The sequence below is a fragment of the Sciscionella marina DSM 45152 genome (assembly GCF_000379465.1).
In the GTDB taxonomy this organism is placed as follows: Bacteria; Actinomycetota; Actinomycetes; order Mycobacteriales; family Pseudonocardiaceae; genus Sciscionella; species Sciscionella marina.
On record NZ_KB905380.1, the window covers coordinates 1 to 22947 of the forward strand.

The 22947-nt window shown below is 71.0% G+C and carries 10 protein-coding genes; 5 read left to right on the plus strand and 5 right to left on the minus strand.

Going from position 1 to position 22947, the window contains the following annotated elements; translation table 11 throughout:
* The 3 genes from A37U_RS0100005 to A37U_RS0100015 all read right to left on the minus strand — a co-directional run.
* Positions 1 to 1952: type I polyketide synthase (locus tag A37U_RS0100005; protein WP_026196741.1), on the minus strand; the 1952-nt coding region annotated here is incomplete at its 3' end.
* Positions 1953 to 1989: 37 nt separating this feature from the next.
* Positions 1990 to 2208 (minus strand): hypothetical protein, encoded by a 219-nt coding sequence (locus A37U_RS0100010; protein ID WP_020494537.1) that lies wholly within the window; start codon positions 2206 to 2208, stop codon positions 1990 to 1992.
* Positions 2208 to 8579, minus strand: a complete 6372-nt coding sequence (locus A37U_RS0100015) for a type I polyketide synthase (RefSeq protein ID WP_020494538.1) — start codon at positions 8577 to 8579, stop codon at positions 2208 to 2210. Before A37U_RS0100015 ends, A37U_RS0100010 begins: the two co-directional genes overlap by 1 nt.
* 316 nt (positions 8580 to 8895) lie before the next feature.
* Here A37U_RS0100015 and A37U_RS0100020 point away from each other — a divergent pair, with 316 nt between their 5' ends.
* From A37U_RS0100020 to A37U_RS0100035, 4 genes are read left to right on the plus strand one after another with little or no spacing between them, the layout of a single operon-like run.
* On the plus strand, positions 8896 to 10584 hold the full coding sequence (locus tag A37U_RS0100020; protein WP_020494539.1) for a flavin monoamine oxidase family protein: 1689 nt from the start codon (positions 8896 to 8898) through the stop codon (positions 10582 to 10584).
* A gap of 17 nt (positions 10585 to 10601) precedes the next feature.
* Entirely contained in the window at positions 10602 to 12008 is a 1407-nt protein-coding gene (locus A37U_RS0100025; protein ID WP_020494540.1) for a class I adenylate-forming enzyme family protein, read from the plus strand.
* Between the two features lie 31 nt (positions 12009 to 12039).
* On the plus strand, positions 12040 to 12978 hold the full coding sequence (locus A37U_RS0100030; protein ID WP_020494541.1) for an ACP S-malonyltransferase: 939 nt from the start codon (positions 12040 to 12042) through the stop codon (positions 12976 to 12978).
* Positions 12975 to 14519 (plus strand): MFS transporter, encoded by a 1545-nt coding sequence (locus A37U_RS0100035; RefSeq protein WP_020494542.1) that lies wholly within the window; start codon positions 12975 to 12977, stop codon positions 14517 to 14519. Before A37U_RS0100030 ends, A37U_RS0100035 begins: the two co-directional genes overlap by 4 nt.
* A 16-nt stretch (positions 14520 to 14535) precedes the next feature.
* Here A37U_RS0100035 and A37U_RS0100040 read toward each other — a convergent pair whose 3' ends face one another.
* Positions 14536 to 17277, minus strand: coding sequence for a helix-turn-helix transcriptional regulator (locus A37U_RS0100040; RefSeq protein WP_169526793.1), 2742 nt, complete (start codon positions 17275 to 17277; stop codon positions 14536 to 14538).
* Between the two features lie 203 nt (positions 17278 to 17480).
* Here A37U_RS0100040 and A37U_RS0100045 point away from each other — a divergent pair, with 203 nt between their 5' ends.
* Entirely contained in the window at positions 17481 to 20186 is a 2706-nt protein-coding gene (locus A37U_RS0100045; protein ID WP_020494544.1) for a LuxR C-terminal-related transcriptional regulator, read from the plus strand.
* A gap of 19 nt (positions 20187 to 20205) precedes the next feature.
* On the opposite strand, the gene A37U_RS0100050 is transcribed toward A37U_RS0100045, so the two are convergent.
* Positions 20206 to 22935, minus strand: a complete 2730-nt coding sequence (locus A37U_RS0100050) for an ATP-binding protein (RefSeq protein ID WP_040586381.1) — start codon at positions 22933 to 22935, stop codon at positions 20206 to 20208.
* Positions 22936 to 22947 lie beyond the last annotated feature (12 nt).

The window sequence follows — 22947 nt, forward strand, 5'->3', positions numbered from 1 at the left end:
ACCAACCTCGCCGCATCCTCCAACGACAACACACCAGCCACATGCGCCGCCGCGATCTCCCCAACCGAATGCCCAACCACAAAATCCGGCCGAACACCCCACGACTCCACCAACCGAAACAACGCCACCTCAAACGCAAAAATCGCCGGCTGCGCCACCCCCGTCCGATCAAGTCGCCCAACATCCCGCACCACCGGCAACAACCCGGCAACCTCATCAAACGCCGCCGCAAACACCGGAAATGCCTGGTACAACCCCGATCCCATCCCGGCACGCTGCGAACCCTGCCCCGTAAACAAAAACGCCAACGAACCACCCGACACACGACCCACCACACCAGAACCCTCAGCCAGCTCACGCAAACCAGCCGTCAGGGTGTCCCAGTCGGTGCCGGTGACCACCGCGCGATACGGCAAAGCCGCCCGATGCAGGGCGAGGGTGCGGCCGACATCCATCGGTGCCCCCGATACCTCCCGCAACCGGGCCGCCTGCTCGGCCAGCGCCGGTTCGGTAGCCGCGGAAAGCACCAGCGGAACGACCGCGGGAGGTTCGCCCTGCGGCTCCGCCTCCTGCTGGGCGGACTGTTCCAGGACGACGTGCGCGTTCGTCCCGCTGATCCCGAAGGAGGACACCGCACACCGCCGTGGTTCCGCGCCATCGCGCCACGGTGCGCGCTCGGTCAGCAGGGACAGCGAACCCGCCGACCAGTCGACCTCCCGGCTCGGGGTCTCGGCGTGCAACGTTGGCGGGAGCACGCCGCGGCGCATCGCCTCGACCATCTTGATGATCCCCGCGACCCCCGCTGCCGCCTGCGCATGCCCGAAGTTCGACTTCACCGAACCGAGAAACAACGGCCGGTTCCGGTCCGCGCCGTAAACCGCCTGCAGCGCCTCGGCTTCGATCGGGTCGCCGAGCCGAGTACCGGTACCGTGCGCCTCCACCGCATCGACGTCCGAGGCGGCCAGCTGCGCATCGGCCAACGCCGCACGGATCACCCGCTGCTGCGAAGGACCGTTCGGCGCGGTCAGCCCGTTCGAGGCACCATCCTGATTCACCGCCGAGCCCCGCACCACGGCGAGCACCCGGTGCCCGTTGCGCTCGGCATCGGAGAGCCGTTCCAGCATCAGCATGCCGACGCCCTCCGCCCAGGCGGTTCCGTCGGCTCCGTCGGAGAACGACTTGCAGCGGCCGTCCGGAGCAAGCCCCCGCTGCCGGGCGAAATCGACGAAGATACCCGGCGAGGCCATCAGATTCACCCCACCGGCCAGCGCCATCGTGCACTCCCCCGAGCGCAGCGCGCGTATCGCCGCGTGCAGCGCCACCAGCGAGGAGGAACACGCGGTGTCCACCGAGACGGCCGGGCCTTCCAGACCCAGCTGGTAGGCGATCCGTCCGGAGTGGACACTGCAGGTCGTCCCGGTGAGCAGATAGCCGTCGACGGCCTCGCCCGGATTGTGCAGGCGCGGTCCGTATTCCTGCGCGGAGACACCCACATAGACACCGGTCGCGCTGCCGCGCAGGCTGTCCGGGTCGATACCGGAGCGTTCGACGGCCGCCCAGGAGGTCTCCAGCAGCAGCCGCTGCTGCGGTTCCATCGCCAGCGCCTCGCGCGGTGCTATCCCGAAGAACTCCGCGTCGAAACCGCCCGCGCCGGACAGGAATCCGCCGGTACGCACATAGGTGGTGCCGCGCTGTTCGGGGTCCTCGTCGAACAGTCCGCCGACATCCCAGCCCCGGTCCTCGGGGAACTCGCCGATCCCCTCCCGCCCGTTCTCCACGAGTTCCCACAGCGCGGCCGGAGAATCGGCGCCGCCGGGGAACCGGCAGGCCATGCCGATGATCGCGACCGGCTCGTGCTGGCGCGATTCGGCCTCACGCAGCCGGTCCCGGGTCCAGTGCAGGTCGCCGGTGACGCGCTTGAGCAGGTCCAGGAGCTTTTCTTGGTCCGCCATCATTCCCTCTCAACGGCCTCGGCCGGTCGGCAACAGTTCAGAAGAGCTCGTCGGTCAGGTAGTCGAGCGCCTTGTCGACGGCGGCGTCTAGAAGCATCTCGTCGAACTTCTCCCCGTGTTCACCGGCGGCGTACTCCAGCAGCAGCTTCTTCAGTGGCTTCGCGAGTTTCTTGCGGTCTTTGGGCGGCAGCGCGGCAAGGCTCCGGCGCAGCGCCTCGATCTCGGCGCGCACCCGCTCGAGGTCCTCGTCCGCCATCACGAAATCCCGAGCTCGGTGGCGAGGAAGTCCACGACCTCATCGGCGCTCGCGTCCTCCAGCCTGCCGCCGACATCCCCGTCCCCGGCAGTGATGCCGTCCACGAGCCTGCGAAGCCGGGCGGCGACCGCGCTGCGGCCCGCACCATCCTCGAGCGTGCCCAGCCGGGTTTCGAGCCGGTCGAGTTCGGCGAGCACCGACTCGGTGACATCCACGGGCGGGGGCGCCAGTTCGGCGAGCAGATGGGCGGCGAACGCGGCGATAGTGGGATGATCGAACACCGCCGTCGCCGAGAGCCGCAGCCCGGTGGCGGCGCTCACCCGGTTGCGCAGTTCCACCGAAGTCAGCGAGTCGAAGCCCAGATCCTTGAACGCCCGGGTCGAATCGATCTCCGCATCCGCCTCGTGGCCGAGCACGGCGGCGACGTTCTGCCGCACCAGATCGATCAGCAGAGCGGAGCGCTCGTCCGCGGGAAGCCCGGCCAGCCGGTCACCCAGATCCGGGGCCCGTTCCGCGGTGTCCACGGCCCGGCGGATTCCGGCTGCCGCGGCGAACCCGCGCAGGACCGGGGCGATCACGGCGGTGCGGGCATGAGCGCGCAGTGCGGCCCGGTCCAGTTCGATCGGCAGTACGGTCTCGAATCCACCGGCTATGGCGGCATCGAACAGCGTCAGACCGGTTTCCGCGCTCAGTGCGGGAAGTCCCTCGCGGGCCATCCGTTCGATGTCGGCCTCGGCCAATGAGCCGCCCATGCCCTCGCGCCAGAGTCCCCACGCCAGCGAGACCGCGGGCAGCCCCTCGGCGCGGCGGTGTTCGGCCAGCGCATCGAGGAAGGTGTTCGCTGCCGCATAAGCGGCCTGGCCGGCCGAGCCGAGTACCCCGGACACCGAGGAGTAGAGCGCGAACAGTGCCAGATCCCGGTCCTTCGTCAGCTCGTGCAGATACCAGGCGGCGTCCGCTTTCGGATGCAGGACTCCGGCCAGCCGCTCCGCAGTGAGCGCGGGGAGCACCCCGTCGTCGAGCACACCCGCGGTGTGCACGACACCGGTGAGCTCGATACCGTCCAGCAGCGAGGCCAGCGCATCCCGATCACCGACATCGCAGGCGACCACCTCGGCGTGCGCACCCAGCCGGGCGAGCTCGGCCACCAGCTCCGTCGCCCCCGGTGCCGCCGCCCCATGGCGGCTGGTCAGCAGCAGATCGCGTACCCCGTACTCGGCCACGAGGTGCCGGGCGAGCAGTGCACCCAGCCCGCCCGTTCCGCCGGTGATCAGAACCGTCCGATCCGGATCGAGCGGACGCGGGATGGTCAGCGCGATCTTGCCGATGTGCTTGGCCTGGCTCAGAAACCGGAACGCCTCGGGTGCCTGGCGGACATCCCAGGACCGCACCGGCAGCGGGGTCAGCGCGCCGGCGTCGAACAGGGCACCCAGCTCGTTCCAGATCTGGGCGATCCGCTCCGGGCCCGCTTCGATGAGGTCGAACGCACGGTAGGCGACTCCTTCGGGCTCGCGGATGTCGATCTTTCCCATCTCCAGGAACCGCCCGCCCGCCGCGGTGAGGTCCAGGGAGACGTCGAGGAATTCGCCGGTGAGCGCGTTGAGCACGACATCCATACCGCGTCCTCCGGTGGCCGCGCGGAAATCGGTGGCGAACTCGAGGGTCCGGCTCGAAGCGATGTGTGCCTCGTCCAGCCCGGCCGCGCGCAGCACGTGTTGCTTCCCGGCGCTTGCCGTGCCGAACACCTCGGCGCCCAGCTGCCGCGCCAGCTGGGTGGCCGCCATGCCGACACCGCCCGCCGCCGAATGGATCAGAACCGACTCGCCCGCGGCCAGACCCGCGAGATCGACCAGCGCGAAATAGGCGGTGAGGAACACCAGCGGCACCGTGGCCGCCTGTTCATTGCTCCAGTGCTCGGGAACGTGGGTGAGCATCGGCCGCTCGCCGACGGCCACCGGTCCGATCGCACCGTGCACCATGCCCATCACCCGGTCCCCGGGTACGAGGTCGGTGACCGCCGGACCGACGGCCAGCACGGTGCCGGAGACCTCGCACCCCAGTGGCCCCGGCTCACCGGGGTACATACCGAGCACGTTGAGCACATCGCGGAAGTTCAGACCGGCCGCCCGCACCGCGATCCTTACCTCCTCGGGCTTCAGCTCCGGTTCCCCGGTCGCGGTGAGCACCAGCTGATCGACCGTGCCCTCGCCCGCCTTGTCCAGCCGCCACGGGCCTTCCGGGGGCAGCAGCCGAGCGCCCGCCTCGGTCGCCCGCGGCACCAGCGGCACGCCTTCGCGCACCGCGACCTCGGGCTCCCCGGTGCCGAGGGCGAGGCCGATGTCCTCGGTGGCCGCCTCGACGAGGACGAGGCGATCGGGATGCTCGGCCTGCGCACTGCGCACCAGCCCGTGCACCGCCGCCGAGGCGGGATCCCGGCCGGGGGTGTGGACGACCAGAGTGGATTCCTCCCGGGTGAGCCATTCCTGGATCACCTCCAGCACCCGCGCGGTCTGTTCGTGGGTCGCGGTCACCGGATCGCCTTCCGGTTCGACCGTGAACACGGCGGGCTTCCCCGGTTCGACCCGCGGGTATCTCGTCCACGCCACCGGTTCCCCGGCCTGGACCGCGACCCGGTGCACGGTGAGCAGGCCCGTCGGCGCGGCCCGCTGCTGTTCGGCGGGAGTCCGCAGCACCAGCGAGTCGACGCTCAGCACGATCGCGCCCGCGGTGTCGGTGGCGGTCAACGACACGGTGTCCGGGGAGCGGAACGAGAGGCGCACCCGCAGCGAGGTGGCGCCGGTCGCCGCCAGCCACACCCCCGACCAGGAGAACGGCAGCCCGCCCGCGGATTCCGCCGAGTCATGCAGGAAAAGCGCGTGCAGGGCCGAATCCAGCAGCGCCGGATGCATCCCGAAGCCGTCCTCGGGTTCGGGAAGCTCCACCTCGGCGTACACCTCGTCCCCGTCCACCCAGGCCGTGCGCAGGCCGCGGAACTGGCCCGCGTAATCGAATCCGCCCAGCGCCTCGTAGTCAAGTACCCCGGCTCGCCCGGGCGGCGGCCAGCCCGGCGGCGGCGCGCCGGCCGGAGAACCGCCCGCGGCGAGGGTTCCCGTGGCGTGCCGGGTCCATTCCTCGGCGTTCTCCGGCCTCGACCGGATACCGATGCTGCGCCGGCCATCCTCCTCGGCTGCCGACACCACCACCTGCAACTCGACCGCGGTCGAAAGAACGAGCGGAGTACCGAGGGTCAGTTCCTCGACGGCCGGGCAGCCGGTTTCGGCACCCACGTGCAGCGCCAGTTCGAGGAAACCCGTGCCGGGAAAGAGGATCCGTCCGCCGACACGGTGCCCGGACAGCCAGGAAGGCTCGCTTGCCGAGAGGCGTGCAGTGAACACGGTGTCGCCCTCGGCCATCGAGACCACGGCGCCGAGCAGCGGGTGCCCCGCCTCCCGCAGCCCGAGCCCGCGCGCGTCCGCGGAACCCGCGGGCGTGAGCCAGAACCGCTTGCGGCGGAAGGGATACGTCGGAAGATCGACCGGACGCCCGCCCGGGGCCAGTGTGGCCAGATCGAGTTCCGCCCCGCGCACATAGGCGGTACCCACCGCCTCGAGCAGTTCCGCCACCTCGGGACGGCCCCGGCGCAACAGCGGCCGGGCCACCGCATCCTCTGCGACGAGAGCGGAGAGCACTCCGTCCGGCCCGAGTTCCAGATACGTGCCGCAGCCTGCCTCGCTCAGCGTTTCCACGGCGTCGGCGAAGCGCACACCCGACTCGACGTGGGAGATCCAGTACTCCGCCGTGTCGTGCCCGCCGACCTCGCCGGTCACCGAGGACACGATCGGGATGGTCGCCGGGCGGTACTCGACGAGCCGCGCGATCCTGCCGAACTCCTCGAGCATGTCCCGCATCAGCGGCGAGTGGAAAGCATGGCTGACGTTCAGCCAGGAGGTCTTGCCGTCGAAATCGGTGAGCGCGGTCCGCAGCACCGCCGCATCCCCGGAGAGCACCACGGACTGCGCACCGTTGACCGCCGCGATCCCCGCCCGGTCCTCGTGTCCGGCCAGCAAAGCCCGGGCGGTCTCCTCGGAAGCCCGCAACGAGACCATCGCCCCGTCCTCGGGCAGTGCGCGCATGAGCCGGCCGCGCGCGGCGACCAGCATGGCGGCATCGGCGAGGGAGAACACCCCGGCGACGTGCGCCGCGGCGAACTCGCCGACCGAATGCCCGCACAGGTAGGCCGGGGCGATTCCCCAGCTCTGCACCAGCCGGTAGAGGGCGACCTCCATGGCGAACAGTGCCGGTTGCGCGTAATCCGTGCGATCCAGCAACGCCGGATCCGCCGGCCCGAAAACGACATCCCGCAGCGGCTCCTCGGTCTGCAGATCGACGTGCGCGCAGACCTCGTCGAAAGCTTCGGCGTAGACGGCGAAGGTGTCGTAGAGCTCCGCGCCCATCGCCAGTCGTTGCGCCCCCTGTCCGGTGAACAGCAGCGCCAGCTCGGCACCATCCGGCGGCGGGGCGCCACGCAGCACACGGGCATCGAACGAACGCAGCGCATCGGCGAGCTCGGCGGGATCCGTCGCCGTGACGAAGGCGCGCTCGGACAGCAGTGCCCTGGTGCGGCCGAGGGAGTGCGCCACATCGGCCGGATGAGCCTCGAGCCCGGCGAGCTGAGCGGCCCGGTCGCGCAGGCCATCCGCATCGGCCGCCGAGAAGCCGAACACGATCGGCGAGGGCATCGGCGGTTCCAGGGCAGGCTGCACCGGCGGTGGTTCCTCGACGATCAGGTGCGCGTTGGTGCCCGAGATCCCGAACGAGGAGACCGCGGCACGCCGGGGATGCTCGCCGCGGGGCCACGCCACGGTTTCGGTGAGCAGCGCCACCGCACCCGCATCCCAGTCGAGCGCGCCTGTCGGCTCCTCGGCATGCAGCGTCCGCGGCAGCCGTTCGTGCGTGAGCGCCCCGATCATCTTGATGACCCCGGCCGCACCGGCGGCCGCCTGAGTGTGCCCCAGATTGGATTTCACCGAGCCGAGCCATACCGGGGAGTTCCGGTCCCGGCCGTAGGTGGCCAGGACCGCCTGTGCCTCGATCGGGTCTCCCAGGGACGTGCCCGTCCCGTGCGCCTCGACCGCGCTCACCTCCGCTGCCGTCAGTCCGGCGTCGGCCAGCGCGGCCCGGATCACCCGCTGCTGGGACGGCCCGTTCGGTGCGGTGAGCCCGTTCGAGGCACCGTCGGAGTTCACCGCGGAACCTCGTACCACCGCCAGTACCGGGTGACCGTTGCGGCGGGCATCGGAAAGCCGCTCCAGCACGAACATCCCGGCGCCCTCGGCCCACGCCGTGCCGTCGGCCGCGGCCGAGAACGGTTTACACCGCCCGTCCGGGGCCAAGCCGCGCTGCTGGGCAAAGGCGATGAACGGGCCCGGCGTGCCCAGCACGGCGACCCCACCGGCCAAGGCGAGGTCGCATTCCCCCGCGCGCAGCGATCGCACCGCCAGATGCAGGCCGACCAGTGCCGCGGAACAGGCCGTGTCCACGGTCAGCGCCGGTCCCTGAAGGCCGAGCGTATAGGCGATCCGCCCGGAGACCACGCTCGGTGCGCTTCCGGTGAGCAGCTGGCCTTCCAAGCCCTCCGGAGCCTCGGCCAGCCGGGTGCCGTACTCCTGCGGTTCGGCCCCGACGAACACCCCGGTCGCGCTGCCCGCCAGGGTGCCCGCGTCGATCCGGGCGCGTTCCAGCGCCTCCCAGGCGGTCTCCAGGGCGAGGCGCTGCTGTGGATCCATCGCCAGCGCCTCACGCGGCGAGATCCCGAAGAAGTCGGCGGCGAACTCGGCGGCGTCCCGCAGGAAACCGCCATGCCGCACATAGGTACGGCCGGGTGTGCCCGGCACCGGGTCGTACACACCGCCGGTATCCCAGCCCCGGTCGGTGGGGAACTCCGAGATCACATCCAGGCCGCTGTCCACAATGGACCACAGCTGCTCGGGTGAATCCGCCCCGCCGGGGAACCGGCAGCCGATCCCGACGATGACCACGAGATCCGCGTTGTCCGGTACGGCAGCCGCGTCCGCCGCCGCGGGGCGCGTGCCGAACAGCGTCTCGTCCAGGAAATCCGCGACCGCGCCCGGATCCGGGTAGTCATAGGCCAGGGTCACCGGCAAGGCGCACCCGGTCGCGGTGCTCAGCCGTTCGTGCAGCCGTACCGCGAGCAGCGAGTCGAAGCCGAGCTCGACGAAGGTCCGGCCCGCCGCGGGCGCCGCGGTGTCCAGCACCGCCGCGGTCGCCCTCCGCACCAGAGAGAGCAGGCTCCGCCGCCGCTCCGGCCGCGGCCGGTTCTCCAGCCGACGCAGGTATTCCACCTCACTCATGCCCGCACTCGCCACCTCAGATCGACCGGCACACGGATCTCGCCGGTCAAGCTATCCACGCCCGCCCCGCCGGGCGAGAGGAACAGTTCCACCGGCGGGTAACCGATGGCCGGTTCCCCGGGTGTGGGCGAACGGTGGAAAAGGTATCCGGCCAGACCTCGCGAAGTCATTAGTGTTGCGCACCGGCGAACCGGATCTCAGCGCCGAGGCCCGTACCCGTACGACCACATCGGCCACTGCGAAAGACCTCCTTCCGCTATGGCGTGGCCGCCAGCGGTGGCTCGCGCGAGGCCAATCCAAGCCGGAGGTAACGTCCATGACCGCACTCCCCGTCGAAGAACTCACGCGGGACGGCCAGACCGCGGAAACGGGCCGGACGGGCATGCTGTGCCCCGATTTCCCGTTCGCCTACGACGATTGGCTCGCCCACCCCGCCGGTCTCGGGCGGCTGCCCGAGCAGGCGCTGGGCACCGAGGTCGCCGTGATCGGCGGCGGCCTTTCCGGTTTGGTGGCCGCCTACGAACTGATGCGGCTCGGCCTGCATCCGGTGGTGTACGAGGCCGAGCAGCTGGGCGGCCGGATGCGCTCGGTCACCCTGGACGGCTACCCCGATTCGGTCCTGGAACTCGGCGCCATGCGGTTCCCCCGTTCCTCGGGCACCCTGTTCCACTACATCGACAAGCTGGGCCTGCGTACCGCCCCGTTCCCCAATCCGCTCTCCCCCGCCTCGCCGAGCACGGTGATCAACCTGCACGGCCGCAGTCACTGGGCGCGCACCGCGGCCGACCTTCCGGATGTGTACCGCGAGGTGGACGACGCCTGGACGAAGATCCTCCAGGAACAGGCCGACAGTTCGCTGATGGAGGACGCCATCCGGCGCCGCGATGTCTCCGCGATCAAGACGCTGTGGAACCGTTTGGTGGCCACGCTGGACGACGTCTCCTTCCACGGTTTCCTTGCCTCGTCACCGTTGTTCTCCTCGTTCCAGCACCGGGAAATCTTCGGCCAGGTCGGTTTCGGCTGCGGTGGCTGGGACACCGACTTCCCCAATTCCGTGCTCGAGATCCTGCGCGTGATCTGCACCGACACCAGCGACGAACACCACAGGATCCTCGGCGGCTGCCAGCAGCTGCCGCTGGGCCTCTGGAACGACGAACCGCGCGAGCTCGCGTACTGGCCGGAAGGCACCTCGCTCGCACGACTGCACGGCGGTACGCCACGCCCCGGCGTGGTGCGAGTCGACCGCACCAGCCGCGGATTCACCATCGAGGACTCCGCCTCGGGGGTACGCAGCTATCCGGCGGCCATCTTCGCCGCGCAGAACTGGAACCTGATCTCGGGCATCAAAGCGGACGAAAGCCTGCTGCCGCAACAGATCTGGACTGCGCTCGAGCGCACGCACTACATGGGCTCGTCGAAACTGTACGTCGTCACCGACCGGCCGTTCTGGCTCGACCGGGATCCCGCGACCGGGCGCGAGAGGATGAGCACGACCCTCACGGACCGCTTCCCCCGCGGGGTCTATCTCATCGACGACGGACCGGACGAGCCCGGCGTAATGCTGCTGTCCTACACCTGGAACGACGACTCCCTGAAAGTCGCCGCGCTGAGCGCCGAGCAACGCCTGGACCTGATGCTCGACGCGCTCGCCAAGATCTATCCCGGCGTCGACATCCGTTCCCATCTGATCGGCCCGCCGGTCGCCATCACCTGGGAGACCGAACCGCACTTCAAGGGCGCGTTCAAGTCCTGCCTGCCCGGCAGCTACCGCTATCAGCGGCAGTTGTTCACCCAGTTCGTGCAGCGCGAGGCGAACCCGCGGCACCGCGGGTTCTTCCTCGCGGGCGACGACGTCGCCTGGATCGCCGGGTTCTCCGAAAGCGCGGCGAGCACGGCACTGAACGCCGTCTGGGGCGTGGTCGATCACCTCGGCGGCAGCACCCACCCGGACAACCCGGGACCGGGCGACCTCTTCGACCGGCTCGCCCCGGTGGACCTCGACTGAGCGGAAAGGAACACGGCATGTTCACGAGGATCTACTCTCCCGACGTGGTCACCGATGGCGCCGAGTTCGAACAGCAGGCGCTGCGGGTGGCCGAGGCACTGCGCGAGGAGAACATCGGCGCCGGCGATCGCGTGCTGCTCAAAGCCGAGAACTCGCTCGGCTACCTGACCATCCTGCTGGCGCTCATGCACCTCGGCGCCTCGATCGTCCTCGTGGACCACATGGAGCACGCCGACCGCACCGCAGCCACGATCGCCTCCTCGGACGTGACGCTCGCCGTCGTCGACGACGATGCTCCGATGCCGCCGCAGGCCCGCTCGGTCTCGACCTACGAGATCCTGGTGTCCGCGGCCGAACGGGCACCCGGCGAGGCGCGCCTGAGCTTCGACGACTGGAAGAAACTGCCGGACAGTCTGGTGATGTGGTCCTCCGGTTCGACCGGCGCCCCCAAAGGCGTCGCGAAGAACGGGGCGAAATTCCTGACGAACCTGGAACGCAATGCCGATCTGGTCGGCCACCGGGCCGGAGACGTGCTCCTGCCGCTGCTGCCGTTCAACCACCAGTACGGCCTGTCGATGGTGTTCATCGCCTGGCTGCGGCAGTGCGAGTTCGTGATCGCCCCGTACCGCCGTCCGGATCGCGCGCTGCGCCTCGCGGGGCGGGCCGGGGCCACGGTCGTGGACGCCACCCCGTCCACCTATCGCAGCCTGTTCAATCTGATCGACAAGCGCCCGTCCCTCCGCGAAGGGCTCGCGCGGGCACGCATGCTCTGCAGTGGCGCGGCCCCGCTCGAACCGGAGGTCACCGAGCGGGCCGTGGAACTGTTCGGTCTGCCGCTACTCGACAGCTACGGCAGCACCGAGATGGGCAATGTCGCCTTCGCCAACCTGGAGAACCCGCATGGCTGCGGGCAGGTGGTCGAGGGGCTGGCGATCGAGGTGCGCACCGAGGACGGCAGCGTGCTGCCCGCCGATCAGGTCGGCGAACTCTTCGTGCTGGATCCGGACCTGATGGAGGGCTATCTCGACGAGCACGGCCAGGTCCGGCCGGTGGACCGCGGCTGGTACCCCACCGGCGACCTCGGCAGGCTGGACGCCGAAGGGAACCTGTTCGTCGTCGGCCGCAAGCGCGCCGTGCACCGCAACGGCCACACCCTGCACCCCGCGATGATCGAACACCGGCTGGCCGAGTGCGGTTGCTCGGCGGCGATCATCGCGCTGCCCGACCAGCGGCGCGGATCGAGCCTGGTGTTCGTCGTCCAGGACGACGCGCAGCACGACGCGCACTACTGGCGTGCGCGGATCTGCGATCTGCTGCCACCGGCCGAACAACCGAACCGCGTGCTCGTCACCGAACGATTCCCGTTGAACCGCAACGGAAAACCCGACCGGGACCAGATCGAGCGGCTGGCCACGACCGAATAGCGGCGCGCAACCACGGAACGAGAAGGACACCATGGACGCTACTTCCGACGCACTCCTGTTCCCCGGCATGGGCCCGGCCCGCGCCGGAGAGCTGGGGCGGTTCCTCGTCATCGACCGCCGCGCCAGACGACTGCTCGGTGTGGCGGAACAGTCCCTTGGTTACTCCCTGCTGGACCCGCTCGCCAGGGAAGGCGAGGAGTACACCGAACACACCCAGCTCGCGTTCGTGCTCGCCTGCCTTGCGGTCGCCGAACGGGCCGAACAGGAACACGGCCTGGACCCGGCGGCCGTCGGCGGGGCGAGCTTCGGCCAGCGCGCCGCCCTCGTCCGGTCCGGGGCACTGCCGCTGGCGGAACTGGTGCGGCTGGTCGCGCGGGTCGCCCGGCAGGAACATGACTACTTCACCCGCGCACACCAGGATCTGGTAAGCCAGTTCATCGTGCGCGTACCCGATCCGGTGCTCGCGGACATTCTCGACGGGTTCGGCGAATACGAACTGTCCGGCCGCTTCGACCAGGACGTGCACCTGGTGACCCTGCGGGAGCGCGAACTCGAGGAGTTCGTCCGGCGAGTCCGGGCCGCCGGGGGCTACGCGCTGACCACCATGCGCCCGGCAGCCCATGCCCGGGCACTCGGTCCGCTGCGCGAGGAAGTGGCGGAGATCTTCGCGGATTTCGTGTTCGCCGATCCCGCCCTGCCGATCGTGTCCGACCAGGACGGGGAACCGATCCACACCGGCGCCGAGGCCGCCGGGCTGCTGCTGGAATCGACGGTGACCGCGGTGCGGCTGCCCGAACTGGTCGAGCGCTTCTCCCGGCTCGGCGTCGCGCGGGTCCTGGTCGCCGGCCCGGACCACCTGCTGCACCGATTACCGACCCTCACCGGCCGGTTCGAGCTGCTGCGCGCCGATCTCCGGGCCGCACTCTCCCCCGCACCACGTTCCCGACTCGCCAGGGCGGTACCGGTATGACCTCGAGGAGGAGCAAGATCGCGACCATCTTCGTGGCCTGCCTGGCAGAGCTGATGGTCGCGATCGACATGACCGTGCTGCACCTGGCCATTCCCGCGCTGACCGCCCAGCTCGGCGCGACCTCCGAGGAACTGCTCTGGATCGCCGATGTGTACGGCTTCGCCATGGGCGGGCTGTTGGTGACGATGGGCAACCTCGGTGACCGCTTCGGCAGGCGCCGCATGCTGATCATCGGCGCGACGACGTTCGCCGGCGGCTCACTGCTGGCCGCCTACGCGCCTTCGGTGTGGATGCTCGTCGGAGCGCGCGCACTGCTGGGCGTCGCGGGCGCCGCGGTGCTGCCCTCGGCCACTTCCTTGCTGCGCGCGGTGTTCACCACCCAGCGCGCGCGTACGGCGGCGATCGGGGCGAGCTCCGGGGTGTCCGCGGCGGGATTCGCGATCGGCCCGATCGTGGGCGGTCTGTTGCTGGACCACTTCTGGTGGGGCACCGTGTTCCTGGTCAACGTCCCGGTCACCGCGGTGGTGCTGCTCGTCGCCCGGATGGTCCCGGAATCGCGCAGCAGCCGGAAGCTGCGACTGGATCCGCTCAGCGTGCTGCTCTCGATCGTCGGCATCATCGGGATCGTCTACGCGTTCAAATCCGTCTTCTACGCCGGACCGTGGAGCCTGGATGTGCTGCTGGCCTTCGCCATCGGCGGAATCTGCCTGATCGTGTTCGCCCGGCGCCAGCACCGGCTCGAGGAACCCCTGATCGATCTGGAGCTGTTCCGCAACCGCGGGTTCGCCGCCTCCGTCGGATCGAACCTGATCTCGGTGTTCACCATGTCCGCGTTCGCGCTGATCAACAGCCAGTACTTCCAGCTCGTGCTCGGCTGGGATCCGCTGCGCTCCGGGCTGGCCTTCGTACCGGGTGCCCTGGCCGCGCTCCTGGCGGGCGGGGTGCTCGCGGCGAAGGTGGTGTGGCGGTTCGGCCGTGCGTGGGCGGTCTCCGGCGGACTGGCCCTGGCCGCGCTCGGATTCGGGCTCTACGGCGCGGTGACCACGAACTCGGACTTCACCCTGGTGATGATCGCGCAGGTGGCGTTCGGCGCGGGCGCGGGCCTGACCCTCACGGTCACCGGCGACACGATCCTCGGCACGGTGCCCAGGGACCGTGCGGGGGCGGCGGCCTCGATCTCCACCACGGCCTACGAGCTCGGCGGGTCACTGGGGATCGCGGTGGTGGGCAGCGTGCTCACGGCGGTCTACCAGGCGCGGCTGGTGCTGCCCGACAGCGTTCCCCCGGACCTCGCGGCGCGGGTCCAGGAATCGTTCAGCGCGACCGCCGCGGTGGCCGCGGGCCTGCCGGAGCCGGTGGCGAGCGCGGTCCGGCTGGCCGCGGAGCAGTCCTTCGTCGGCGGAATCCGCGCCAGCATGCTCGGCAGTGCGGTGGTGATGGTGGTGCTGTCCCTGATTGCCCTGCGGACGCTGCGGCGCGTGCCGAAGGTGATCGAGAACCCGCTGGACGCTCCGGAGCGGGAGGCGGACCAACCGCGGTGAACCCTGGTGCGGCGGCTCAGAACGTGTACTCCCCGGTCAGGATCGCCGCCGCGAGTTCGACCCGCGACCGGAACCCGGTCCGGGAGAACAGCCGCGTCAGCCGCCCCTCGACGCTTTTCTCGCTGGTGCCCAGCACCACGGCCAGCTGCTGGTTGGTCAGCCCCTCCGCAACCAGGATCGCCAGCAACCGCTCGTTCTCCGTGGTCGCCTCGGCCCGCCCCGGGCCCGCGAACCCGCGCACCCGCAGCATCGCGCGCAGCCGGGCACGCCAGAACCAAGCTCCGACCACCCCGCACAGTTCGTACGAGGCACGCAGCATCCGCTCGGTCCGGTACCCGGCCAGACCCGCGTGCGCGAATGCCATCGCCGCCTCATGCGGGACATCCCGGCGTTCCTCGGCGATCTCCACGGCTTCGCGTGCCGCGCGCTGATCACCGTGCACCGCCGCGAGCGCCAGCAGGTGGCACAGCCGAGCGCGAGCGGTCCCCATCCGCTTCGCCGCGTGCGCCGCGCACTCCACCCACCGCTCGGCCTCGCCGTGCTCGCCCCGACGCAACGCCGACCGGGCCAGATCGGCCCACAACTGCTCGGTGCCGAGCAAATACTCGCCCTGCTCGGCACTGCGCGCGGCCGCGAACAACAGCTGCTCGGCGCCATCGGTGTCGCCGGACTCGCGTAACACGATGGACCCGGCGTGCTGGATCACGTGCTCGAGGCAAAGCGCGCGGCCGTAATCGAACAGCGCCCGCGCCCGCACGAGCCAACCCTGCGCGGCCAGTATCCCGATCGTCCCCTGCACCATCGTGCTGTACGCGGTCGGCGCCGAGCTGATGCCCTGCAGCATCGCCCGGTGCGCCAATTCCACTGCTTCCGGCCAGTCCCCGGCCAAGTGACTCAGGTGGAACCGATCCATACCGGACAGGTGCTCGGCCTCGAGCCCGACTTCCGCCATCCGCTGCTCGGTGTGCCCCCGCTCCCCGAGCTGGAGCAGCATGTCCAGCTCGAACCGCCGTTCCTCCAGCCAATAGCTCGGGAACCGGCCGGCCCGCCACAACCGCGGATCCTCGAGCAGCGTGTACAACGGCGCCGTGTCCCCGGCGACCACCTCGCAACAGGCGAGGAACATCGTCCCGAAGTCGGCGGTGATCGGATTGCTCTCGCTCCACACCGATCGCAGCCGGGCCAGCAGCTCGCGGGCGTCCTTCCACCGTCCGCACATGATCAGCGCATAGGCCTTGGTGACCGCGGAGGACGCGGGATCCTGCGGCAGAACCGCGGAACCCTCCTCGGCGATCTCGGCCAGTTCCTGGGACTTCTGCTGCTCGGAGAGCCCGGTCAGGAACACGATCGAGAGTTCCTGTTGCTGTACCGGCTCCAGGTCCGCGGCGTGTTCGGAGAGCGCCCGGAACGCACAGTCCCCCGCCGCGGAGTGCCGGTGGTGCACCGCTCGTGCCGCGCTGAGCAGCAACAGCGCCCCGGCCCGCTGATCCGGGGCCGTCGCCCGTGCCGCCGCGGCGCTGAGCCAGCGTTCCGCCTTGGGCCCGTCGGTGAGCAGCACCCGGCCCGCGTGTTCGAGCAGCCGCGGGGCGGCATGCCGCGCATCGATGAAGGCCCCGGCTTGGGCGATCCAGTCGAGCAGCACCTCCTCCGGCACGTGCAGGTCCTGTTCCCACACCGCGCGCACGCCGCACGCGGCCAGGTTCCGCGCTGCGTAAGGCCCGAGCCGGCAGAACAGCGCGTCCCGGACGGCGGGAACCCGGAACCGATGTCCGCCGTCCTGGTGCCGGACCAGCACTCGCCGGGCGACGAGAAGGTCCAGCGCCTCGGCGACGGCGGTCTCCGCACGACCGAGAGCGACCGCCGCGACCGGCACCAGCTGCGCGCCGAGCGGGGCGAGCACGGCCAGCGCTTCGGCGAGCTCGCGCAGTTCGGCTCCCGCACCGGTCACCGCGCGCAGCAGGGGGTGTTCTTCGCTGCCGACCGGCCAATCCGCGCAGTGGGAGCGATAGGCGGCCCGGTCCACGACCTGCAGCGCCCCAGCCGCGCAATACCCGTTGACCAGCGCGGTCAGCGCCGCCGGATTGCCCCGGGTGGCCGTGTGCAGCTCATCGACGAGATCGCCGCTCGGCTGCGCGTAGATGAGTGCGGCGATCAGCGACCGTGCCCGGGACCGGGTCAGCGGCCGCAGCAGCCGCAGCCGGGCCAGGCCCTCGTCCCGCAACCGGGTGAGGACCGCTCCCGATCCAGTGTCCGGCTGCCGGCCATCGGTCAGCGAAACCGTCGCCACCACCGAGACCCGGGAGCGCACCTCGGGATCGCGCAGCAGCGGATCGAGCAGCCGCGCGCTCTTCTCGTCCAGCCACTGGGCATCGTCGACGGCGAGTACCAGCGGACCGCTGTCACGCAGCAGCGGCAGCACCGCGCTCGCCACGGCCGCCAGCGCCTCCGGCCGTCGCCCGGCGGCCGCGCTCTCCCTGGCCAGCATCGCCAGTACCGGTCGGATCCGCCCGGGATCGCCCGCCGCGAGCTGGTTGAGCAGCCGGAACACCGCACCGAACGCGAGCTCGCTTTCGGCCTCGGTCAACCGCAGCACCAGCACGGTCGCCGAATCCGCCAGCTCCTCGACGCGCCGGTCGAGTGCCGTACTGCGGCCGCTTCCCGGTTCCCCGGCGAGCACGGTCAGCACAGTGCCGTCCTGCTCGGCGTCCTCGGCGAAGTGACCGGTCGTCGCGCGACGCGCGCCCGCGCCTGTCACCACGGCGATACCCAACCGACGGCCACTCGACCCCCGTCATCGACAACTTCCACATGCCCACTGTGCGTGTCCGTACCGGAACAGTTTCCGAAAGTAGCGGATACCCGCGGCACGAGTCGAGCAAGCCCCGCTCGGCCGATCCGGCTCCCGCCTTCGGCACCGCGTGTGCTATCCGATGTACTGGAGGAACCGAGCCGAGGACGGACATGAGTGCCACGAACATCACACACGCCGGACCCGAGGAAACACTCGCCGCCCTCGGCGGCCTGTTCACCTGCCCGGGCGAGATCTGGGTGGTGAGCGGTCCCGCGGGGTCCGGCCGCAGCAGGGCGCTGGCCGCGCTCTCCGAACGTCGCCGCCGCGGCGTCACGGTGCTCTCGGTACCCGTCCGCGAAGACCCCGGCAGCGCACTGCTCCGGCTCGCCGACCTGATCGACAACCTGAACACCGCGCTCGCGCAGCCCGAACTGATCAGCCTGCACAGCACCGTGGCGCGGCTGCGCGGGCGGCTCGCCGCCGAACCGCATCCGGTCCCGCTCGCGAACGACCTGCTCAATGTCCTCGGCACGCTCGCCGAATCGGGCCGGATCGTACTGCAGTTCGACGATGCCGATCTGCTCCCCCCGGAGGCGGCCGCGACGGTGTCCCTTGTCGCCGACGGGGCGCGCCCGGCTGGGGTGAGCACCGTGGCGACCGTGCTCACCCGTCCCGGAGGGGCGGACACCGCACTGCATCCCCTTGCGGACGGCACCATCGAACTGCGGCCGCTCACCGAGGCCGAGACCACCGCACTACTGCCCGCGTGGACCACACCCGGCGGCCCCACCCCGAGCGATCCCCGATTCGTGGACGCGCTCGGTGCCGCTCTCGGGCCGCTGTTCGGCAATCCCGCCACGGTCCTTGGCACCGTCGCCGACCTGCGCGCCCAGGACCGCCTCAAGGTGATCGACGGCCACGTCTGCCTCGGCGGCATCGACATCCCGATCGCGCTGCCGCCCGGCCATCCGCTGCTCCTGCGGTTGCGCGGCCTCGGCCTCGCCGCGCACCGGCTGGCCGCGGCCGTCGCGGTGCTCAGCGAACGCGGCATCCCCGACATCGACGACCTGTCCGAGTTGGCTACGTCGGCCGGGCTGTCGCTGCCCACGGCAGGACGGGTGCTCGACGACCTGGTGCGCGCCGGAATCCTGCGGCTCGGCGCAGCGGGTGCGGTCGAGTTCACCGTGCCCGCGCTCGCCGAACGGCTGCGCACCGATCGCGGACCCCGCTGGCGGCGCACCCTGCACAGCAGGATCGCGCACCGGCTGCTGGAGCTGCACCGGCAGGACGGCCGGGTGGTACCGGAGCGGATCGCCCGCCATCTCGCCGAGCTGCCACCGGCCACCCTGGACGAGGAAGCCGTCGGCATCCTGCTCGCGAGCGCGCGGGAGTGCACCGATGCCAGGGCGGCGCACCGCTACCGCACGACCGCGATGCGGGCCCTGCCACCGGAGGACCGACGTCATCGCGCGGCGCTGAAGGCGGTGCTCGCCGACAGTTTCGCGGCCGGGCGCTACGACCGGCTCGCCGACGAACTCGCCGGCGTCAGCGCCGCACGCCTTGCCCGGCCCGGGCTCCCTGCCGAGCTGATCGTGACCGCGCTGGTCTACTGGCTCGCGGCCCTGGCGCACGAACACCGGCTCTACGAGCTGGATCTCGTCCGTCCTTTGGCGGATGCCCTCGAGCACACCGCCGCCCGGGAACTGCTCGACGCCGTGGGCCGGGGTGACCGGGGCATGTCCGCCGCGAACCTGCGGATCCTCGGCGAGAAGCACGGGACCAGCGAGGAGGACCTGTTCGCTTTCGGTGCCGGGGTGCTGCTCGCCTGTCTTCCCGAGGACCACGCCACGAACATCGAGGCGAACGAGGCCGCCGGTTTCATGGACTTCGTCGACGTCCTCAAGGAACTGCGTCCCGACCGTTACACCCCGCCGCCGAGCGGGTTCGCCGCGGACTGGCACGCCCTCCGGCGGGCTTACCACTTCGGCGAATGGGACGCCGCGCTCTCGCTGGCCCGCAAGCTCGAAGGCGATCACCTGTGGACGGTCCCGCGCCAGCACCAGTTCTATGCCTTGGCGGCCGCGGAGATCAGCATCCAGCGCGGCGAGCTCGACCGTGCGGCGCAGTGGCTGGAACGGGGGCGCTTCGCCGAGGTCCCCGCCAGCTACCTGGCCTGCGTCGACTGTGCGCGGCGCCGGTTCACCGAAGGGCTGGCGGGAGCGGTCGAGCAGGGCTGGCGGGAGTACGAGGACTGCCTGGCCAAGGGCGCGCAGATCGGTATCGAGTTCCTGCTGGGGCGGTTGCTGAACTATGCGCGCACGGCGGGAAACGAACGCATCGTCCGGCGGGCCCTGGCCGCGCTGGAAGAACTCGCCGAGCGCCGTCCGGTCCCCACGGTCCGGGAAATGCTGCTGGTGCACGGTGGCTCGGTGCGGTGGGACCTCGAGGCGGTACGTGCCGGGGCCGAACTGGCCCACGAATCCGGCAATGCCTTCCGGTACGCCGATGCCTGCGGGCTACTCGGCGAGCTGAGCCCGGAACCGCGGCGGTGGCTGCTCGAGGCGCACCGCATCCTGACACAGCTCGGCGCGGTCCGGGAAACGGCGCGCATCGCGGAACTGTTGTCCCACCGCGATATCGCGATCCCGCAGGACCGAGCGGACCGGACCTCGCTCGACCCGCTGGAGCGGCGCATCACCGAGCTGGTGGCGGGCGGCCGCACGAACCGCCAGATCGCGGCGACCCTCCAGATCAGCGAGAAGCGCGTGGAGGCACGGCTGACCGCGCTGTTCGAGTCCACCGGACGGCATTCCCGCGTCGAGCTGACCACGGCGTGGCTGCAGGGCTACTTCGACACCCCCGTGTTCCCCCACTGAACCGGGCGGAGCACGGCGGTCAGCCCGCCCGATGCCCGCTCAGTGCCTGAGCCAGCTGGGCTCTGCTGCTGATCCCGAGTTTGCGGTACGCACTCGTGAGATGCTTCTCCACCGCACGCACCGTCACCGCCAGTTGTTCGGCGATCTCCCGGTTGCGACCACCGGCCACCGCCAGTTCGACCACCCGCTGCTCGGTGGCCGTCAGCGAACCACTCGGGACCAGCTCGACGCCATCCGGGCGCAACAGCCACCGCGCATCACACTCGGCCGCGAGCTGCTGGCCTCGTTTCAGGCACTCCCGCGCCCGCGGTCCGGATTCCCGCTCCCCCAACAACAACAGCACCCTGGCCAGCTCCAGCCGGTCGGCCGAGCCCTCCAGCATTTCCGCCGCCTCACGCAGCAGGGGGACCGCATCCTCGTCCCGGTCCAGCAGGGCGGCCCTGATCCGCAGCGCCCTGCCGATCGCCGCCGTGGCGCCCCAGGACATCGATCGGGCCACGACCTCCTGCGCGATCGCCTCGGCCTGCTCCGGCTGTTCGGTGGCGGCGAGCAGCGTCGCGATCCGGCCACGTACCGGCGGCAGAGCGACCCTGGTGCATCCGGCGGACTCCAGCTGGTGCGCACAGTCCTGGAAGTACTCCAGTGCCAGCACCAGATTTCCCTCGGCCAGCGCCAGCCCGCCGTGGGTCAGCGACCTCAGCCACGGATCCTGGTCCGGCTCGCAGTACTCGATGATCCTGCGGGCGAGCTCGGGGGTGCGCCGCTCGACGACGATCTCGGTCAGCACCCACAGCACCACCGAGGTCAGCCGGCTGCGCGCGGAGGGATCCACGGTCAGCACCGCCAGCGCACGCTCCCGCGCCTCGCCGAAGCGGCCGGCGGCGTGTGCGAGCAGCACCTGCCCTGTCCACGCCACCGCGTTCGGCACATCCGGGGTGTCCTCCGGTCCACCGGCCGCCGCCAGCCACGATTCGACGCCCTCGATCGCATCGGCCTGTGTCAGCAGCGGCACCAGCAGCGGCAGTGCCGTGTACATCTGCTCCGGGGAACCCGGTTCCCTGGCCAGCACCTGCTGGGCGAGCGCCACGGCGGATTCGCGGGGTATCGCGCTGGTCGTGGCCGCCAGGTACACCAGCACCGCCACCAGCTCGCGCTGCGCGGAGGACTCCCCCGCCGGTTCCGGGCCGAGTCCGGCCAGCCGCTCGGCCGCCTCGGGCCCGGCCGCCGGCGTATCCCGTTCCAGGTAGCGCAGGCGCGCTTCCAGGCGCAGCGCCGCTTCGGCCGTGCCCCGGCCCCGGCAACCGCGCAGTTCCTCGAGACAGCGCCGGATCGGCTCGGCATCCGAGGCCGGCTCGGGCCCGGCCAGCACCGGCAGCACGCAGAGCGCGGACGCCCGGCTCACCGGACTGCCCAGCATCTCCAGCGCCTGATGCAGGTGCCTGCGCGCGGCCGTCAGGTCGTGACGCCGTTCGACCCTGGCGAGGTCCACCAGCAACTCCGCCCGTTCGGCATTGGGATGGGCCAGGGCGTGCCGCAGATACTGGGCCGCCACGCGCGGCTCCCCCTCGGACAGCGCGACCCGGGCCGCGATCCGTAACACCCCGGCCGCCCACGGCCTCGGCTCGGCTACCGTCGCCAGCAGCTGCCGTGCGACCTGCTGCACCGGCCTGCCGAGCCGGTACTGGACCTTCGCGGCTCGGAAGTGCAGCCGGTCCTGCTCGGCCGCGGTCAGCCGTTCCGCGATCAGTTCCCCGGTCAGCGTGCCGCGGAACCGCAACCGCCCATCGCCTGCCGGTTCCTGGACAAGCGCGAGCCTGCGCAACGCATGCTGCACGGCATCGAAGTCCGGCCGGTCGAGCCCCACCACATCGCCGATCACCTCGGTCCCGGTCTCCTCGCCCAGCGCCGCCATTGCCCTGGCCACCGTGCCGACGCCCGCAGGCTGCGCGTCCAGGCACCGCGCCAACCGCGTGGCCGCCGAAGGCGGGCGCAGCGCGGCGAGTTCGGCCACCGAGCCCGCGACCGGGCGCAGTCCCTGTTCGAACATGGCGCGCACCAGTGCGTCCAGCAGCACGGGAAGCCCGCCGGTGCGCGCATGACAGGCCTCGGTGAACACCCGTTCCGGGGCTTCCGGGCACCGTGCGGCGAGGTAGGTGTGCACCGCATCCACCGAAAGCGCGGTGGCGTGCAGCCGCCGCCCCGCGGCACGGACCAGATCCTCGAGCACCATCTCCTCGGTGCCACCGGCGCCGTCCTGCAGGGTCGCCACCAGCAGCACGGGCAGCCGGGCGATCCGGTTGGCGAGGTAGGCGAGCCACCGCAACGAGGCCGCGTCCGCCCACTGCAGGTCATCGACGAGCAGCGCCAGCGGACCACCGTGCGACACCGCCTCGGTGATCACGCCCAGCAGTTCGTGCAGCACCAGGTGGGCACGCTGCGGGCTGACCGGCATCGTGGAGAACGGCTGATCCAGCCGGGCCTGTTCGGGAAGCTCGTCGGAAAACCCTGCCTCGCGCAACGGGTTCAGCAGCAGCCGGGCGAGGCCGTAGTCGATCTCACGCTCCAGGGGTGTCGTCACGGTCCACACGACACGCAGGCCATGGGCGGTCGCCTGTTCGCCGGCCGCGTGCAGCAGGGCAGAGCGGCCGGTGCCGAACCCGCCCCGGATGAGGACGAACTCCCCATGGCCCGATTCGACCCGGGCGATCGCCGTGCTGATCGAAGCAAGCCGGTCATCGCGCTCGATCATGGTCACGCCCGA

Bases quoted from the DNA above. Each gene is read 5' to 3' on its own strand.
- A37U_RS0100045 (WP_020494544.1), top strand. From the start codon at position 17,481: ATGAGTGCCACGAACATCACACACGCCGGACCCGAGGAAACACTCGCC.
- A37U_RS0100050 (WP_040586381.1), bottom strand. From the start codon at position 22,935: ATGATCGAGCGCGATGACCGGCTTGCTTCGATCAGCACGGCGATCGCC.
- A37U_RS0100035 (WP_020494542.1), top strand. From the start codon at position 12,975: ATGACCTCGAGGAGGAGCAAGATCGCGACCATCTTCGTGGCCTGCCTG.
- A37U_RS0100020 (WP_020494539.1), top strand. From the start codon at position 8,896: ATGACCGCACTCCCCGTCGAAGAACTCACGCGGGACGGCCAGACCGCG.
- A37U_RS0100015 (WP_020494538.1), bottom strand. From the start codon at position 8,579: ATGAGTGAGGTGGAATACCTGCGTCGGCTGGAGAACCGGCCGCGGCCG.
- A37U_RS0100010 (WP_020494537.1), bottom strand. From the start codon at position 2,208: ATGGCGGACGAGGACCTCGAGCGGGTGCGCGCCGAGATCGAGGCGCTG.
- A37U_RS0100025 (WP_020494540.1), top strand. From the start codon at position 10,602: ATGTTCACGAGGATCTACTCTCCCGACGTGGTCACCGATGGCGCCGAG.
- A37U_RS0100030 (WP_020494541.1), top strand. From the start codon at position 12,040: ATGGACGCTACTTCCGACGCACTCCTGTTCCCCGGCATGGGCCCGGCC.